This is a genomic window from Haloarcula sp. 1CSR25-25, from assembly GCF_032027985.1.
Taxonomy (GTDB): domain Archaea; phylum Halobacteriota; class Halobacteria; order Halobacteriales; family Haloarculaceae; genus Haloarcula.
Genome location: NZ_JAHYBW010000003.1, coordinates 273,658 through 289,662, shown reverse-complemented (window position 1 = coordinate 289,662; position 16,005 = coordinate 273,658). Strand labels below are relative to the sequence as shown.

The following is a 16,005-nucleotide window of genomic DNA, read 5'->3' as shown; positions in this document are numbered from 1 at the left end:
GTGTGTCTACTTACCTATATGAGTATCACACGCGACAGAGAGATTCTCGGTGGCGAACCGAGGATTGACGGGACGAGAGTCGGTGTTCGCCACGTCGCGACGCGGGCAATCGAAGGTGGTCTGAGTCCCGCTCACGTCGCTGACCAGCTCGATATTTCGCTCTCAGAAGTGTATGAGGCACTTTCCTACTACTACGCACACATTGACGAGATGCGTGAACTCGAACGAGATAACGAAGACGCGTTCGAGCGAGCCCGAGAGTCGTCGCTGAAGCCGAAAGAAACGGTCCAGTGACGGGCGCGCAGATTCTTCTCGATGAGCACGTCGGTCGTGTCTTTGAGCGGTTGCTTCGTGAACGCGGACACGACGTGGAACAGGCAAAAGACCGGTTCGGGGAACACACGACAGATGCCGAGCTACTGGAGTGGTGTGGGGAACACGGCACTGTCCTGTTGACAAACAACGCAAAGGATTTCGAGCCGCTGAGCCGGGAGTGTGACCACGCAGGGGTTCTCCTCTACTACGAACAAAAACTCCCGGATACTGATCCGGAAGGACTGGCTCGGACTGTCGACGAAGTGTTCGACCAGTATGGAGCGGCTGGAATCGAAAACGAACTGGTCGACTTGGGCGAGTGGTACGAGTGGCTCCACGAATGAGAGACGCCGCCGGAGCGACCGCGTGGACGAACTGACCGACGAGTACACCCTGTACGACTGAGCGGCTCCGAACGTCGTTTTACCGGTAATATCGGCTTTCGTCGCTGACGCCCCTGAACAGCATCGTGAACGGGACCAGAACCGCCATCGCGAGGGCAATGAGCGCGAGGATAGGGAGCGGTGGCAGGACCGCCAGTGCCATCGCAACCGCGTCTCCCTCCGCCGCGTCGACGGCAGCGACCGCGCCGCTGTCGTAGAATATCGTGTACATGACGCCGAAAAGCAGGGTCATGAACACGATGGCGTAGAGCGTCCGGAACGGGCGGGTGACGATTTCGACGGCGTTGCGCCGGAGTCGTCTGGTTTTCCGGTCCGGGCTTCGGTTCGTGCTGCTGACGAGCAGGCTCAGGAGACGTCGTGCAACCATGAGACACAATGGATGGCTGACAGCATGAACGTATACCCTGATTACCGATGACGCGTTCGTCCGAGCGGTCCGGCGTGCCCGCTGATTTTTTACCGGGCCCGCCGTTGGGTTCAGCGTGACCGAGACCGACAGGACGCGTCGCGCGGTCCTGAGTGCGGGCGTGGCGGCAGTTGCCGCGCTCGCCGGATGCGACGGTGGTTCTGGACCCGACTCGCAGTCGTCCGACTCCGGGACGACGCCACCCACTGAATCGACGACGACCTCTCTGGCCAAGACGGACGGAACCGAGCGTCCTGACCTGGACCTCCGCGAAGCGAACGTAACCGACGTGGTCGTGACCAACAGCGGGGACCAGGAGTATCGGTTCGACGTGACGCTGTATCACGACGACGACGGCGAGGACGGTTACGCGGACTGGTGGGAGGTCGAAACGCCGAATGGTGACCGGCTTGGCCGCCGGGACCTCCTGCACGCCCACTCGACGGCCCCGTTCACTCGGTCGGAGACGATTGCAGTTCCCGACGATGTGGGCTGTGTCGTGGTCCGGGGCCACGACCAGACCCACGGCTACGGCGGGCAGGCGATGACGGTGGCCGTTCCGGGCGGCGAAACGCGGCCCGTCGCGCAGGGGTCCGAACGACGGTCGGTCACCGAATCGGACTGTCCTTGACCTGGGGAGCGGCAGTCTGTCGCGGCTGGCCGAAATCCGGGACGTTCATACCGTCCCGCGCCGCCGGTGTAGGTAATGACAGACATCATCGACGGCAACGCCGTTGCCCAGTCCATCCGGGACGATCTGGTCGCGTCCATCGACCGCCTCGCCGACGCCGGCGCCCGCCCGTCGCTGGCGACGGTCCTGATGTCCGAGGACCCGGCGAGCGAGACGTACGTCTCGATGAAACAGGACGACTGCGAGGAGGTCGGCATCGAGGCCATCGACATCGACATCGACCCCGACGCGGACGCCGCCGAGCTGTACGACACCGTCGAGGACCTCAACGCCGACGACGACGTCAACGGGATTCTGGTCCAGATGCCCGTACCCGACCACGTGGAGGACCGCGAGGTCCTCCGGGCCATCGACCCGATGAAGGACGTCGACGGCTTCCACCCGGAGAACGTCGGCCGGCTCGTGGCCGGTGACGCCCGCTACAAGCCCTGCACGCCCCACGGCATCCAGAAGCTCATCGAGAGCGCCGGCGTGGACACCGAAGGCAAGGACGCCGTCGTCGTCGGCCGGTCGGACATTGTCGGCAAGCCGATGGCGAACCTGTTCATCCAGAAGGCACCGGGCGGCAACGCGACGACGACGGTGTGTCACTCGCGCACCGAGAACCTCGCCGAGCGGACGCGGAACGCGGACATCCTCGTCGCTGCGGCCGGCGTCCCGGAGATGATAGACGGCGAGATGATTCAGGCGGGCGCGACGGTCATCGACGTGGGCATCAACCGCGTCGAGGCCGACACGGAGAAGAGGTACGAACTCGTCGGCGACGTCGAGTACGAGAGCGCGAAGGAGGTCGCGGGCGCAATCACGCCGGTCCCCGGCGGCGTCGGCCCGATGACCCGCGCGATGTTGCTGTACAACACGGTGAAAGCGACCGGCCTGCAACACGACATCGACGTCGACCTCCCCTGAATGCCGACGCTTTCGGCCTTCGAAGAGCGCGATATGTTGACCCGACGAGTGACCCGCGAGACCGACACGGCGGGCGTCGACGGGGTCCGTGCCCGTGCCGACCGGGGGCTCCACTGGGCGGTCGGCGCGCTCGTCACCGACTCGGCGGACCGGCTGCTGTTTGTCTACGAGGACGAGACCTGGAAGCTCCCGGGCGGCGGCGTCGAGGCCGGTGAGACGCGGAAGGAAGCCGTGTGCCGCGAGGTGCGCGAGGAGACAGGAGTAGACATTACTGTCGACGGACTGGCCGCCGTCACCGAGGTCACCGTGACCGACGGCGGGCGTGAAGCGACGTTCTTCTTCGGAACCTATCGCGGGACGGCCCAGTCGACGACGCTCACGTCGGACCCGGGACTCGACGGTGAGGGAATCGAGACTGTGACGTGGCGAGACTCGGTGCCACAGGACTGTCTGGACGAGACGCTGGTTCGGCGGCTCCGGTGACTGCTCAGACGGTGTCGTCCTCGATGCCGGCGAGCCAGTTCTCGGCTCTGACGAAGGCGCTCTCGTCGCCGGTGATGTACGAGCCCAGGTCCCGCGTCGCGTGGACGAGGCGGTTCGCGTCCGCGGGGTCGACATCGCCGTCCAGGGCCTCGATCCGCTTCCGATGGTCGCGGATCCGTCCGGAGAGCTGTCGCGCGGTGGGGTCCGGCTCTCCGTCCAGATACGTCCGTGTGTCCCGCTGATAGCTGCCGACGGCGGCCGCCATCGCCAGGCCGAACGGCACGCGTAGCTCCGACGGGACCGATTCCACAGCCGGACGGTCGCCGTCGTCAGCCCCTCCGAGCAGTTCGTAGAAGTACCGCTCTGCCGGGTCGCTGCTGCGCATCTCCCGGGCGAGGTGCGCGCCGACGTGCTGGAGTTCGACCGCGGCGACGAACGTCTGGTCGAGCGGGCGAAGCGCGCCCGCGTCGATGAACCCACGCTTGCGCGTGTACTCCCGGCACCGCTCTGCGGCCGCGTCAGCGATCTCTCGGATCGAATCCGCGTCGATTCGGCTCCGGACCGGCGTCAGGTCGAGCGTGGCCGGTGTGTCGGTGTGTTCGGTGTGCTCGTCGACGCCGACGCTGTGGATGCTGCCACAGTCCGGACAGGCGATGCTCCCCGTCTCGTAGTACCGCCATCGCGTGCCACAGTCCTGGCACTCGCGCTCCCCGCGGACTTTCATACGTGATGCTGGGAGGGCAGCCCTCAAGATTGTTCCGCGAGGGCTGCCTACGTCGACGCATGCGCTCGGAAGACGAGGTCCGCGAGCAGTACGAGTTCCTCGCTGAACAGTTAGACGACGAGGAGATGAACCACGAGCGGGTCCGGATGATGTTCACCCACTACAAGCGGGCACTCGGCTGGGTGCTCGAGGAGGAACATATCTGAGTTGGTTACAGCTTCCATACGCTTCTGTTTCGATAACTAACATCTGCTGGACGGGGCCGGTACTTTTAAGTTATTCTGCCCCATTCGACCAAGTGACGCTTCGCTTGGAGGGCCGAAGCGTCAGCGGGGACCAATTCAGGGCGGCAAGCGGTCGCGTTTTTCGCGACCGCTTTCCACTTACTTCGCTGAAATAGCATACAAGAGTGCCTTCTATGACCGACGGGTGTCTGCTGGACGGTACGGCTGCTTACTCGATTGAAAGGTCCGTGTCCGTCGGGTTCTCGGGCCACTCCAGTTCGAGCTCGATGCTGAGCTCGCCGTCGCCGCCCTCCGGCCCCTCGCGCTCGGCTTTGACCTCGAACTCCACCTGCGATGGCGGCGCCAACGTCACTTCCTGACCGCCTGCGCTGAGTGTGATATCGGAACCGTCATCCAGCGAGTCGGCTACCGTTCTGAGGTATGTCGCGACGGCGCTGCGGTCGAGTACTTGCTCGTTTTCGAACAGGACTGTTTCTACCATACCGTCTGTAGCCCCCACTGACAAATAATACTGTTGCCATCAGTTTCGGAAGAATGATGATATACTGACTGTATTTGCCGTATGAGCAAACCATCGACAACGGGCCTAAGTACGGAAAATTCGACAGTCCAGTCTACGGGGACCGCTCCAAATTCTCTGGGCCGATATATTTAACAGTATAGATACTAAACCGTTATACAGGAAGATCGATGCACGACCTGACAGGATTCCAGCGTGACCTTCTCTACGTGATCGCTGGCAGGGAGGAGCCCCACGGCTTAGCTATCAAGGAAGAACTCGAAGCGTACTACGAGAAGGAGATCCATCACGGTCGCCTCTACCCGAACCTCGACACCCTGGTCGACAAGGGACTGGTCGAGAAGGGCCAGCGCGACCGCCGGACCAACTTCTATACGCTCACACGTCGCGGGCGTCGCGAGATAGACGCCCGCCGCGAGTGGGAAGACCAGTACGTCGACCTGTAACAGCGTCGCAGCGCCGCTTGTGCCGAGGCCGTCGTTTCGCCGGTAGCGTCGCGTCTGTGAGCCGACAGGGACCGACCGTAGCAGTCCCCTATCACTTTAGCCCACCCCTGCTGTATCACACCTGTGTCGTCTCTCTTGCAGCTGTCCCCGGAGCCGATTCAGACGACCGTGTTTCGAATCCTGCTCGCGGGGGCGCTCGGGATGTTTCTCGGGCTGGAGCGGGAGTGGTCACAGAAGTCGGCGGGCATTCGGACGTTCGCGCTGATCAGCCTGCTCGCCGCGGTGTTCACGCTGGTCGACAATCAGGCGCTGCTCGTCGTCGGCGGCGTGCTGGTCATCGTGCAGGGCATCCTGCTCGCAGCCCAGGGGCTACTCGTCGACGGGGAAGGCGAGGGGCTGTCACTGACCACGTCCGTGTCGATGCTCGTCGCCTACGGCGTCGGGGCGCTGGTCGCACAGGGGTTCATCCTCGAAGGCGTCTCAGTCGCCGTCTTCTCGTCGCTGCTGTTGGTGCTCAAGCGGGAACTCCACTCGCTGGCGTGGGGACTCACCCGCGAGGAACTGCGCTCGGCGACGGAGTTCGCCATCATCGCCTTCGTCATCTACCCCCTGCTCCCGTCCGAACCGGTCGAGATACCCGGCGGGCTGCTGGACGTCGCCGTGGAGCTGCGGGTCATCTGGCTGATGGTGGTGTTCGTCGCCGGCATCGGTATCGTCAACTACGCAATCGTCCAGACCTACGGCGGCCGCGGCATCGCCGTCACCGGCTTTTTCGGCGGCCTGGCGTCGTCGACGGCGGTCGTCGGCACGATGCTCGACCACGTCCGGCAGCGACCGGACGCCACCTCCTACGCCGTGGCCGCAATCTTGCTAGCCGACGCGGCGATGGCGCTTCGGAACCTCCTCATCACCGTGTTTTTCACTATCGAACGGGGCGTCCTGGTCGAGGCAGTCCTCCCCCTGGGAGCCGTCATCGTCGGCAGCGTCGCCGTCGCCGCGTACACGGCGGACTGGTCCGAGACGGTCGACATGGGGCTTGAGAGTCCGTTTTCCCTGCGGAACGCGCTGGCCTTCGGCGGGGTGTTCCTGCTGGTCGTGGTCGCCGGCGGGTTCGCGGAGACGCAGTTCGGCACGGCGGGTCTGTACATCACGTCGGCACTCAGCGGCCTGGTCTCGAGCGCCGGCGCGACCACCTCGGCCGTGTTGCTGTACCGCGCCGGGGCCATCAGCGCTACGACGGCGATGCTCGCCATCCTCGCGGCGACGGCGGCCAGCATCGCGGTCAAGGCCGCGCTGACGGCTCCGGGACCGAACCGCGCGTTCGCCTCGCGCGTCGCGTTCTGGAGTTCGGTCATCCTGGGCGTGGCGACGGTGCTGGCGCTCGGGCTACTGCTCTAGAACTGGTAGCGCCGGTCGTCGTTGTCCTGGGGCTGTGGGAAGTCGTTCCCGGTCATCTGGTCGAAGGTCATCCCCGAGAGGTACTCGTCGTAGGTGCAGTCATAGGTAGACCGGAGGTGGAAATCCAGCGTCCCGCGGTCGACAGTCGACTGAAACAGCATGTGGACCGCGCGCCGTACGAGTTCGTCAGGGTCGTCCGGGTCGAGCGCGACCGACAGCATCGCGAGTTCGTTGCGCGTCTCGCGGTCGATAGACAGCTCGAACTCGTCGTCGAAGTCGCCGTACGCCGCTTCGATATCGTCCTGTAGGTCCTCGAGGCTCATACAGACGCAGACGACGAGCGCGAGGAAACCCCTTACGACTCGGCTGGGGTCGCTATCGGGAATCCGGGGACAGCCGGTCGAGGGGTCGAACCGGACCACGACAGCGCCGCATCCGCGTGGGGCGTTTCGAGGCAGACGGCCGAGGTGCGGCGACCGCCACGCACAAATCAGGACAGGGCCAAAGGAGGGTATGACCGACCAGTCGACAGCGACGGACCGGCCGGGAGGCGTGCCTGCGGACCCGTCGGCTGTCCGGGACGCGCTCGTGGAGTGGTACGAGGCGGACCACCGCTCGTATCCGTGGCGGGAGACGACAGACCCCTACGAGATTCTCGTCTCTGAGGTGATGAGCCAGCAGACCCAGCTGGACCGCGTCGTCGACGCCTGGGAGGACTTCCTGGACCGCTGGCCGACCGCAGCGGCCCTGGCCGGAGCCGACCGCTCGGCCGTCGTGGGCTTCTGGACCAGCCACTCGCTGGGATACAACAACCGGGCGAAGTACCTCCACGAGGCTGCCGGGCAAATTGTCAGCGACTTCGACGGCGAGTGGCCCCGCGACCCGGACGGCCTCAGCGACCTGATGGGCGTCGGGCCCTACACCGCCAACGCTGTCGCCTCCTTCGCGTTCAACAACGGGAACGCCGTCGTGGACACCAACGTCAAGCGCGTCCTGTATCGGGCCTTCGGCGTGCCTGATGACGATTCGGCGTTTGAAGAAGCCGCGAGCGCGCTCATGCCCGAGGGGCGGTCGCGGGTCTGGAACAACGCCATCATGGAACTGGGCGGGGTTGCCTGCGAGAAGACGCCGGACTGCGACGGCGCGCAATGTCCGTGGCGCGAGTGGTGTCAGGCGTACGAGACGGGCGATTTCACTGCCCCGGACGTACCGACCCAGCCGGAGTTCGAGGGAAGCCGCCGGCAGATGCGGGGCCGCGTCGTTGCGACGCTCAAGGAGTACGACGAACTGCGACTTGACGAACTCGGCCCGCGTGTGCGCGTCGACTACGCTCCCCAGGGAGAGTACGGCCGGGAGTGGCTTCGCGGGCTGCTGTCAGACCTCGAAGACGACGGGCTGGTCGAGTGTGACGGTACTGAGGGAGACGTCGTTGCACGCCTCAAGCGCTGACCGCCAGTGGAACACACCCTTGAACCCCTGTGGCTAATACGTTCACAATGGCTGGCTTGCTGGGTTCGGTCGCCCTCATCGTCGTCGCAACCGCTGTCATCTGGAAAGGGAGCGCGTACTTCGAGCAGGCTGCCGAACGGCTGAGCAGGTACTACGGGTTGCCGGTGGCGGTCCACGGCGCCATCGTCGTCGCCGTCGGGTCGAGTTTCCCGGAGATAAGTTCGGTCGTCATCAGTACCGTCGTCCACGACGAGTTCTCGCTGGGCGTCGGTGCCATCGTCGGGAGCGCGATATTCAATCTGCTCGTGATTCCGGCCCTCGCGGCGCTCTCGAGCGAGGAGCTCCGGTCCACGCGCGACATCGTCCACAAAGACGCCCAGTTCTACGTCATCAGTGTCCTCATCTTGTTCATCGTGTTCGCCCTCGGGGCGACGTACGTCCCGGGCGGAACCAACCGGGCGGCTGTACTGACCCCCACACTGGCCGCCGTTCCGCTCGCAACCTACGGCATCTACGTCTTCTTGCACCAGCAGGACGCCAGCGAACACGTCGCGGACGAAGCGCACAGTGTCCGGCCGGCCCGGGAGTGGGGGCTTCTCGGAGTCGGGCTCGTCATCATCACCGTCGGCGTCGAGGGGATGGTCCAGGGCGCGCTCTCTCTCGGTGTCATCTTCGACACGCCGACGTTCCTCTGGGGGTTGACCGTCATCGCCGCCGGCACGAGCCTCCCCGATGCCTTCGTCAGCGTCCGGGCGGCGAAAGACGACGACAGCGTCACGAGCCTGACGAACGTGCTGGGGAGCAACACGTTCAACCTTCTGGTGGCGATTCCTGTCGGCGTCCTCCTGGCAGGCCGGGCGACGATCGACTTCCTCGTGGCGATTCCGACGATGGGCTTTCTGGGGTTCGCGACGCTGGTGTTCATCGTGTTCATCCGGACGGACCTCGAACTCTCGGACCGCGAAGCGTACACGCTGCTTGGCCTGTACGTGGTGTTCGTCTGCTGGATGGCGCTAGAATCCGTCGGGCTCATCGAGACGGTCCGCGGTATCTGAGACGGGCCGTGTTGCTGTCACTGGTGGGTTGCCAGTGCAAGCCCCGACCAGCGGCAGTGATGCCTGCGGGCTGTGCTGGGCCATCCAGCCGTCCGTGCGTGTTACCTATTCGCCGTCGGACGATAGCGTGCGAGAGTAAACCGCCTCGTCGTAGGGGTCGCCGCCGATAGTGAGCGAGCGAGTCTTGATTCGTTCGAAACCGAGGTTTTCGAAGAACTCCCGGCTCCGGTCGTTCGATGCCAGGTCGAGCGCCCGGAACTGCTCGACGCCGTGTTCTAAGAAGATGTCCTCGAGCCGGTCGTACAGGGCCGTCCCGATGCCCTCTCCGTGGTAGTCCGGGTGGACGTACAACCGCAGCATCGTCCCCGTCGTATGCATGGTGATCCCCTGGGTGAATCCGATGACTTCGCCGTCCTGCTCGGCGACCAGTAGCGTCGCCTCGATGTCCTCGAGGTCGTTGGCGGGGACGCCGCCGGCCCACCCGTGGAGCGCGCTGCCCAGTGGGTCGGCGTACCAGTCGGCTATCGTCTCGTCGATGACATCGGAATCCAGCGAGTCGTAGGCGTCGTGCCACGCCGCCCGAGCGACCCGGCGGATACCGTCGGCGTCCGCGTCGAAGGCCCGGCGGATGGCCGTCATGCGTGTCCCGTCGACGGTGCCTGGGCACCACCCGGCGTTTCACAGGTCCGCAACTGACGCCACAGGCGGTGTTTCCCCGCGGAATCCATCGAACGCTGGAACGAGTCGTGCACCATAGCTTGAGTGTCTGTCGACTGGTTTGTGCTATCGTGGCTAATATCCATCCCTTCGACATTGTGAACGGTTCTCAGTATCTATAATGGTTTATCATTAGGTTTATGTAGGTGACGCGCTTTGGTGGTCCTGTATGAGGACAGTCATCCTCGGTGTCGTCGGCTCCGACGCGCACGTCGTTGGAATCACCATTCTGGAACGAGCGTTCGAAGCGGCGGGGTTCAACGTAGTCAACCTCGGTGTCCAGTCGTCCCAGTCGGAGTTCATCGAGGCCGCGGATGAACACGACGCCGAGGCGATACTCGTGTCGTCGCTGTACGGCCACGCCGAGCAGGACTGTCAGGGATTCCAGCAGCAGATCAACGAGGCAGGACTGGACGTGACGACGTACATCGGCGGCAATCTCGCCGTCGGACAGGACTCCTTCGAGGAGACGCGAGAGACGTTCAAAGCGCTCGGTTTCGACCGCGTCTTCGACTCCGAGACCGACCCCGAGGAGGCTATCGAGGCGCTGAAAGCCGACCTCGGCCACCGCTCGCGCGAGGAGGCGTCGTCCGAGAAAATCCAGCTCGGTTCCTGACTCACGGACTGTCTTTCCAGTCGCTCACTCTGTCGTGCTGTAACCCGGGACAGTCTCAGCTACGGACATCGACTGTGGCGTAGTCCGGGCTGCTTTACGACCGGAGCGTGTATGGTTCATAATGTCACACATGACAGCTGAGCTCAGTGACGGCACCGAGATAAAGAACATCCACGACGTCGTCGAGGGTTCGAACGGCGTCCACCTGAAGAAGGAGGTCGGAGGCGGCGGGCTCGAGCGGGTCGCGTACATCCCGTATCCGAACCTGCTGTACGTGTACCACGACAACTAAACCAGTAGTCCCGGGCCGGCGACCCGGCGGTGAACTGCCCGGCCCACCGGCCGAAGTGCGGATCTAGTCACGCACCGAACCAGTTGGCATTCGGATGAGCCAGGGCTCGGCGGTCGTGACGAACCAGCACGCGGGACCGACGACCACGCTGAACCCCTCTCGGAACTGGGTTCTCACGACCCCGCGATGTGGGTCAGCGAGACGGCGGCGGCTGACGCCGTCGGGCGTCATCCTCCGGACGCAGGTCGGCCCGACCGCTTCGACCCGGGGGCGTCGCTGGGCGTGAAGGTGACGACCGCCGACGAGTTCGCGGATACCGCCTTCGAAAGCTCGCGCAGGGCGACCGCATCGGCGTCGGTCCATGGCGCCCGCTATCACGTCGCTCAACGCCGCCGAGGCGCTTCATCTCACCCGCAGTTTGCGTGGTCGGCCCACGGAGCCGCTGCTGACGAAACTCGTCACCGCGATGGACCCCCACATCGAGTTCTTCGACAGCCACAACCGGGGTCTCCGTGGTCAATTTCACCCCTGAGGACTGCACCTACGTCGGCTACGGCGTCGACAAGACGACGGGCGCCCCCGACGCGGACCGCTCCGTGGTCGCGGCGTACCGCGTTCCCGACGGCGGGGTGAACCCCATCGAAGTAACTGACGAGTATCGCGGAGGATAGCGGTTCGCCGACCCGGCAGTTTCCACATTCATATACCGGCCCCGCTCCATAGTCCGACCATGACCGGACCACACGTCGTCGGTGTCGTCGGGAGTCTCAGAGACCAGAGCTACACGAGAGTCGGCATCGAGCGCGCGCTCGCTGCCGCCGAGGAGCGAGGGGCGACGACGGAGCTGCTCGACCTCCGGGAGTTTGACCTGCCGGTGTTCGATGCCGACCGCCGCGAGGCCGGTGACGCCGTCGAGTTCGCCGACAGAGTCCACGCGGCCGACTCCATCCTGCTCGGCACGCCAGTGTACCACGGGTCGTACTCGGGCGTGTTGAAGAACGCACTCGACTACTGTGGCTTCGACGAGTTCGAGCACAAGACGGTGGGGCTGCTGGGAGTCGCCGGCGGGGGCTTTCCCATCACTGCGCTCGAACACCTCCGCTCGGTCTGCCGGGCGCTGAACTGCTGGGTCATCCCCCATCAGGCCGCGATTCCGAAGGCGCGTAACTACGTCGCGGACGGGCGGATAACCGACGCCGACATCGACGAACGCGTGGCGACCCTCGGCGAGGAAGCGGTCCAGTACGCGAACATCGAGCCGGACCCGGCGTGTTTCGAGAGTACGGAGAACGTCGGAGCGGACGATTAGCGGTGAGGACCGCCCCGCGTGTCCGAACCGTGAGCGTCCGGTCCGCAGGAGCAGATGATTAGCCGCGAGGACCGCTGTGCGTGTCCGAGCCGTGAGCATCTGCTTCGCAGGCGCAGATGATTAGCCGGAGGACCGCTGTGCGTGTCCGAGCCGTGAGCATCTGCGTCGCAGGAGCAGACGATTAGCCGCAAAACTGCTGTGCCTGTCCGAGCCCTGAGCCTCCGCTGGCCGAGAGAAGGAAACGGTCAAACCGACCCACACCCTACGTCCTGTCGTGACTCAGTGGGTCGAAAATCCGACCGGTGGCCGTGACCGGGGGCCAACCGCGCTGGTGCGCGCGTGGGTCGAGATACTGTCTCGCCCGCGACGGTTCTTCCGCACCGGCGTCGCGCCGGGCGACCAGGCCCCGGGGCTGGTGTTCGCGGCGACGGTGGTTCTCTTCGAGGAGGTGAGCCGCTACGCCGTCGTCAGGCTGGCCGAGCGGGGGCTCGTATCGACTGGGCCGTTCGACTACCCCGCTATTGCGGGCTTCTCGCCCGGCGTCGCGGTGCTGGCGCTGTTTGCTATCCTCGTGTTCGTCACGCCGGCGACGGTGCATCTGACGGCGGCGCTACAGACCCTGCTGTTGCTCCCCCTCTCGGTGCTCCCTGTCGCGTCGGACCGCGCCGGCGTGAGCGAGACCGTCCAGGTGATGTGCTACGCGATGGCCCCCTGTCTGCTGGCGGGCCTGCCCAGCCCAGAGGTGCGGGTGCTCGTCACCGCCTGGGGCGCGGGGCTGTACCTGCTCGGCACTGCTGTGGTCCACAACGTGCGGCTCCCGGTCGCCGCAGTGGTCGGCGCCTTTCCCGCCGCGATCATCTTCGGCTACGGCTTCCGGGGCTTCCAGGCCCTCTCGGTGCTGGTCGCCGACTACGGGTTTTAGGGTCTGTCCGCGTGCGTGTTCGCACGATGCTCAGTATCGACATCGACCAGTTCATGCTGGAACTCAAGGACGGAGCGTTCAAGAGCGTCGGGCCGTCGAACAAGGAAGCGACCATCAAGATGTACGACGTGGAGGGCGTCGACGTTCGCGAGTACGGCGACAAGCGCGTGAAGATTGCCTTCGAAGACGAACAGGGGAGCGAAATCGAGGTCGCTCTGTTCCCGGAACAGGCGAAAGCAGTCGCTACAGGGCTCGAGCTACTCGAAGACGAGAGCGAGCTGTTCGATTAGCGGACCGGTTTAGCTCGTCCGTAATCCGACAACCGTTTTAGGCCCGACATGCTTGCACCGTGTAATGGGTTCGTGTATCATCTGCGGCAAATCTGTCGAAGGACGCATCTGTGACCTCCACGAGGAGGACGCCCTGTTCGAGTTCCGCGGCTCGCGTGCCGACCAGCTATCGGTCGACCGCTACTACCGCGGCAGTGTCGACGGCTTCGCCGAGTTCGGCGTCTTCGTCGACATCGGCGACAGCGTAACGGGGCTGCTCCACCGGAGCGAACTGGACCAGCGGCTCGACTCCCTCGACTGGGAACCGGGCGACACCGTCTACGTCCAGGTCAAGAACGTGCGGGACAACGGCAACGTCGACCTCGGCTGGTCGATCCGCCAGTCCGAGCGAGAGTTCCGGGGCGTCCTCGTCGACGACCCGGAGATCGGCCACGCCGTCCTGCTGGAGAACGAAGACGACGAAGACGACGAAGACGACGGGGACTCCCAGTCCGACGGCGGCTCTGACGAGGCGGCGTCCGACTCTGCACCCGACGAGTCCGCAAGCGAGAGCGACGACGATTCCACCACGGACGACGATCCGAGTTCGGGTTCGAATTCGGCCGAGTCGGAGACCACCGCAAGCGCCGGTTCGGTAAGCCGGACCGGCGACGCCGACCGCGTCGAAGGCACTGCGGCCGTCGGCGGCAACGACGGCGGTTCGAACTCCGCTGTCGCCGCCGAGTCCGAGGCCGCCGAGGACACCACCGAGGAGCAGACGGCGGAAGCGACCGCTGCCGAACCGGTCGCCGCGGCTATCGGCGACCTCGAGGACCACGTCGGTTCGGACGTTCGACTGGAGGGCGAAGTCGTCGGCATCCGACAGACTTCCGGCCCGACGGTGTTCGAACTCCAGGACGAGACGGGAACAGTCGACTGTGCGGCCTTCGTCGAGGCGGGCGTCCGCGCCTACCCCGAGGTGGAAGAAAACGACTACGCCCGACTGACGGGTGAGGTCCGCGAACGCCGCGGTGAACTGCAGGTCGAGACCGAGGACCTCGACGTGCTCGAAGCCGAGGAGCGCGAGGCAGTCGAACAGCGACTCGCCGACGCCCTCGACGACGAGGCCCGACCCGACACGGTCGAACCGCTCGCCGAGGACACGGCTGTCGCGGCCCTCTCCGAGGAACTGGTCGAAGCGGCGACCCAGATCCGGAAGGCAGTGCTGACGGACCGGCCGGTCATCGTCCGCCACGCCAACACGGCGGACGGCTATCTCGCCGGCAGCGCGCTCGAACGGGCGGCGCTCCCGCTGGTCACCGAGCAGCACCGCCGGGCCGACGCGAAGTACCACTACTTCGACCGCCGCCCAATCGAGGGCGGCGTCTACGACATGGACGACGCGACGAAGGACACGACGACGATGCTCGACAACCGGGAGCGCCACGAGGAGAAGCTCCCCCTGTTCGTCTTCGTCGCCGCCGGCGGCACGCGCGAGAGTCTCGACGGCTTCGACCTGCTGAACGTCTACGGCGCTCCGAGCGTCGTCATCGACGACATCGACGTCGACGGCGCGGTCGTCGACACGGTCGACGCCGTCGTCTCGCCCTCGGCCGACACCGTTTCCGAGACCACTTCGACGGCGCTCGCGGCCAACGTCGCCGCACACGTAAACGAGGACGTTCGCGACGACTTGCAGCACCTCCCGGCGGTGAGCTTCTGGGAGAACATCCCCGAGCCGTACCTGGCGGCCGCAAACGAGGCCGGCTACGACGAGGCCGCCGTCTCGGAGCTCCGCGAAGCCGTCGCGCTCGAAGCCCACTACCAGTCCTACGAGGACAAGCGCGAACTCATCACCGACCTCGTGTTCGGCGACGACGAGGAGGACGTGGGCGGCCTGGCCGGCCACGTCGCCGAGCAGTTCCGCGAGAAGGTCGACGAAGAGGTCTCGACGGCCCGGGCCAACCTGGACCACCGGACCGTCGACGGCGTGGACATCGCCGTGCTCGACACGGACGCCTTTACCCACCAGTACGAGTTCCCGCCGGAGTCGCTCCTGCTCGATGAACTCCACCGGGCCGTCCGCGACGAGAGCGACGCCGTGCTCGGCATCTCGACGGACACGATGTACGTCCGCGCCGACGGGGACCTGGACCTGCACGAACTGGTGAGCGAAGTCCGCGAACGGGTGCCCGAAGGCGGCGTCGCGACCCGGAGCGTCCGCGAGGGGACCATCCGCTATCTGGCCGGCGAGCGACCGGCCGTCCTCGACGCCACGCTCGATGTGCTGGCCGAAGAGCTGTAGCGCAGGGAACTTTTTTTGTCTGCCGGCTGTCTGCTCGGTCATGAGCGACGGCCCCGTCAACGAAGCCGACCTCGACTGGACCGACCACGAACACGGCGACCGGACGTTCAGGCGAAAGCAGCTGGGCGACGCTGCCGGCGGTGAGAAACTCGGCGCGAGCCTCTATGCCGTTCCGCCGGGCAAGCGCCTCTGGGTGCGCCACTACCACGAGGGCAACGAGGAGGCGATATTCGTCCGGGCGGGCACGGGAACACTCTGGCTCGGCCCCGATGCCGACGAGCACGACCTCAAACCGGGTGATTACGTCGCGCTCCCGGCCGGCGAGGAGAGCGCACACGAGATCGAAGCCGACGAGTCCGAACTACGACTGCTGATGGTCTCGACGATGGAAGAGCCGGACATCACTGTCTATCCCGACCGGGAGATGGTCGGGCTGTACGCGGGGTCGGCCCCGGGCGGCGAGAAAACCGACCGGACGCTGTCGACGTATCTCGATAGCAACGCCGAGAAAGAGTACTGGGAGGAGTAAG

Annotated in this window: 25 protein-coding genes; 19 read left to right on the top strand and 6 right to left on the bottom strand. The window is 65.3% G+C overall.

What is annotated here, in order from left to right; all coding sequences use genetic code 11:
* The first annotated feature begins 18 nt into the window (after positions 1–18).
* Both KZ498_RS11345 and KZ498_RS11340 read left to right on the top strand, forming a co-directional pair.
* Positions 19–294: a DUF433 domain-containing protein gene (locus KZ498_RS11345; protein WP_312618925.1), complete on the top strand. Its 276-nt coding sequence runs from the start codon at positions 19–21 to the stop codon at positions 292–294.
* The gene (locus KZ498_RS11340; RefSeq protein ID WP_312618924.1) at positions 291–659 is read left to right on the top strand and encodes a DUF5615 family PIN-like protein; all 369 of its coding nucleotides are present in this window, start codon (positions 291–293) and stop codon (positions 657–659) included. Before KZ498_RS11345 ends, KZ498_RS11340 begins: the two co-directional genes overlap by 4 nt.
* Positions 660–738: 79 nt before the next feature.
* Here the strand turns inward: KZ498_RS11340 and KZ498_RS11335 are convergent, their stop codons facing one another.
* Positions 739–1,086, bottom strand: a complete 348-nt coding sequence (locus KZ498_RS11335) for a hypothetical protein (protein WP_312618923.1) — start codon at positions 1,084–1,086, stop codon at positions 739–741.
* Between the two features lie 115 nt (positions 1,087–1,201).
* Here KZ498_RS11335 and KZ498_RS11330 point away from each other — a divergent pair, with 115 nt between their 5' ends.
* The 3 genes from KZ498_RS11330 to KZ498_RS11320 all read left to right on the top strand — a co-directional run bounded on the left by KZ498_RS11330 (position 1,202) and on the right by KZ498_RS11320 (position 3,208).
* Complete coding sequence (locus tag KZ498_RS11330; RefSeq protein WP_312618922.1) at positions 1,202–1,756, top strand: hypothetical protein; 555 nt, start codon at positions 1,202–1,204, stop codon at positions 1,754–1,756.
* Positions 1,757–1,831: 75 nt separating this feature from the next.
* Positions 1,832–2,725 carry a bifunctional methylenetetrahydrofolate dehydrogenase/methenyltetrahydrofolate cyclohydrolase gene (locus KZ498_RS11325; protein ID WP_312618921.1) on the top strand — a complete coding sequence of 298 codons (894 nt, stop codon included), beginning with the start codon at positions 1,832–1,834 and terminating at the stop codon, positions 2,723–2,725.
* On the top strand, positions 2,726–3,208 hold the full coding sequence (locus KZ498_RS11320; protein WP_312618920.1) for an NUDIX hydrolase: 483 nt from the start codon (positions 2,726–2,728) through the stop codon (positions 3,206–3,208).
* Between the two features lie 4 nt (positions 3,209–3,212).
* Here KZ498_RS11320 and KZ498_RS11315 read toward each other — a convergent pair whose 3' ends face one another.
* Positions 3,213–3,932 carry a TFIIB-type zinc ribbon-containing protein gene (locus tag KZ498_RS11315; RefSeq protein ID WP_312618919.1) on the bottom strand — a complete coding sequence of 240 codons (720 nt, stop codon included), beginning with the start codon at positions 3,930–3,932 and terminating at the stop codon, positions 3,213–3,215.
* 59 nt (positions 3,933–3,991) lie between these two features.
* On the opposite strand from KZ498_RS11315, the gene KZ498_RS11310 reads away from it, so the two are divergent.
* Positions 3,992–4,138, top strand: a complete 147-nt coding sequence (locus KZ498_RS11310) for a hypothetical protein (protein WP_312618918.1) — start codon at positions 3,992–3,994, stop codon at positions 4,136–4,138.
* A gap of 247 nt (positions 4,139–4,385) precedes the next feature.
* Here KZ498_RS11310 and KZ498_RS11305 read toward each other — a convergent pair whose 3' ends face one another.
* On the bottom strand, positions 4,386–4,658 hold the full coding sequence (locus KZ498_RS11305) for an amphi-Trp domain-containing protein (RefSeq protein WP_312618917.1): 273 nt from the start codon (positions 4,656–4,658) through the stop codon (positions 4,386–4,388).
* Between the two features lie 209 nt (positions 4,659–4,867).
* Between KZ498_RS11305 and KZ498_RS11300 the strand changes: the two genes are divergently transcribed.
* Both KZ498_RS11300 and KZ498_RS11295 read left to right on the top strand, forming a co-directional pair.
* Positions 4,868–5,143 (top strand): PadR family transcriptional regulator, encoded by a 276-nt coding sequence (locus KZ498_RS11300; protein ID WP_004518082.1) that lies wholly within the window; start codon positions 4,868–4,870, stop codon positions 5,141–5,143.
* A gap of 123 nt (positions 5,144–5,266) precedes the next feature.
* On the top strand, positions 5,267–6,541 hold the full coding sequence (locus KZ498_RS11295; protein ID WP_396276118.1) for an MgtC/SapB family protein: 1,275 nt from the start codon (positions 5,267–5,269) through the stop codon (positions 6,539–6,541).
* Here the strand turns inward: KZ498_RS11295 and KZ498_RS11290 are convergent.
* Complete coding sequence (locus KZ498_RS11290) at positions 6,538–6,864, bottom strand: hypothetical protein (protein WP_312618916.1); 327 nt, start codon at positions 6,862–6,864, stop codon at positions 6,538–6,540. The genes KZ498_RS11295 and KZ498_RS11290 overlap by 4 nt on opposite strands.
* Positions 6,865–7,054: 190 nt before the next feature.
* Between KZ498_RS11290 and KZ498_RS11285 the strand changes: the two genes are divergently transcribed.
* Positions 7,055–7,990: an A/G-specific adenine glycosylase gene (locus KZ498_RS11285; RefSeq protein ID WP_312618915.1), complete on the top strand. Its 936-nt coding sequence runs from the start codon at positions 7,055–7,057 to the stop codon at positions 7,988–7,990.
* Between the two features lie 47 nt (positions 7,991–8,037).
* Complete coding sequence (locus KZ498_RS11280; protein WP_312618914.1) at positions 8,038–9,045, top strand: sodium:calcium antiporter; 1,008 nt, start codon at positions 8,038–8,040, stop codon at positions 9,043–9,045.
* 105 nt (positions 9,046–9,150) lie between these two features.
* Here KZ498_RS11280 and KZ498_RS11275 read toward each other — a convergent pair whose 3' ends face one another.
* Positions 9,151–9,684 (bottom strand): GNAT family N-acetyltransferase, encoded by a 534-nt coding sequence (locus KZ498_RS11275; RefSeq protein WP_312618913.1) that lies wholly within the window; start codon positions 9,682–9,684, stop codon positions 9,151–9,153.
* 247 nt (positions 9,685–9,931) lie between these two features.
* On the opposite strand from KZ498_RS11275, the gene glmS reads away from it, so the two are divergent.
* Both glmS and KZ498_RS11265 read left to right on the top strand, forming a co-directional pair.
* Complete coding sequence (glmS, locus tag KZ498_RS11270; RefSeq protein WP_312618912.1) at positions 9,932–10,378, top strand: methylaspartate mutase subunit S; 447 nt, start codon at positions 9,932–9,934, stop codon at positions 10,376–10,378.
* Positions 10,379–10,499: 121 nt separating this feature from the next.
* Positions 10,500–10,670, top strand: coding sequence for a hypothetical protein (locus KZ498_RS11265; RefSeq protein ID WP_011223357.1), 171 nt, complete (start codon positions 10,500–10,502; stop codon positions 10,668–10,670).
* Between the two features lie 63 nt (positions 10,671–10,733).
* Here KZ498_RS11265 and KZ498_RS11260 read toward each other — a convergent pair whose 3' ends face one another.
* A complete protein-coding gene (locus KZ498_RS11260) occupies positions 10,734–11,033 on the bottom strand; it encodes a hypothetical protein (RefSeq protein ID WP_312618906.1) in 300 nt (99 codons plus the stop codon).
* Here KZ498_RS11260 and KZ498_RS11255 point away from each other — a divergent pair.
* From KZ498_RS11255 to KZ498_RS11225, 7 genes are all read left to right on the top strand, one after another.
* A complete protein-coding gene (locus KZ498_RS11255) occupies positions 11,032–11,202 on the top strand; it encodes a hypothetical protein (protein ID WP_312618905.1) in 171 nt (56 codons plus the stop codon). The genes KZ498_RS11260 and KZ498_RS11255 overlap by 2 nt on opposite strands.
* Positions 11,183–11,341, top strand: a complete 159-nt coding sequence (locus KZ498_RS11250) for a hypothetical protein (protein WP_312618904.1) — start codon at positions 11,183–11,185, stop codon at positions 11,339–11,341. Before KZ498_RS11255 ends, KZ498_RS11250 begins: the two co-directional genes overlap by 20 nt.
* Before the next feature lie 59 nt (positions 11,342–11,400).
* Positions 11,401–11,979 carry an NAD(P)H-dependent oxidoreductase gene (locus KZ498_RS11245; RefSeq protein ID WP_312618903.1) on the top strand — a complete coding sequence of 193 codons (579 nt, stop codon included), beginning with the start codon at positions 11,401–11,403 and terminating at the stop codon, positions 11,977–11,979.
* 274 nt (positions 11,980–12,253) lie between these two features.
* On the top strand, positions 12,254–12,901 hold the full coding sequence (locus KZ498_RS11240; protein ID WP_312618902.1) for a YIP1 family protein: 648 nt from the start codon (positions 12,254–12,256) through the stop codon (positions 12,899–12,901).
* A 26-nt stretch (positions 12,902–12,927) separates the two neighbouring features.
* Positions 12,928–13,191 carry a hypothetical protein gene (locus KZ498_RS11235; protein WP_312618901.1) on the top strand — a complete coding sequence of 88 codons (264 nt, stop codon included), beginning with the start codon at positions 12,928–12,930 and terminating at the stop codon, positions 13,189–13,191.
* Between the two features lie 64 nt (positions 13,192–13,255).
* Entirely contained in the window at positions 13,256–15,475 is a 2,220-nt protein-coding gene (locus KZ498_RS11230) for an OB-fold nucleic acid binding domain-containing protein (RefSeq protein ID WP_312618900.1), read from the top strand.
* Positions 15,476–15,515: 40 nt separating this feature from the next.
* Positions 15,516–16,004, top strand: a complete 489-nt coding sequence (locus KZ498_RS11225) for a cupin domain-containing protein (RefSeq protein WP_312618899.1) — start codon at positions 15,516–15,518, stop codon at positions 16,002–16,004.
* Position 16,005: the final 1 nt, after the last annotated feature.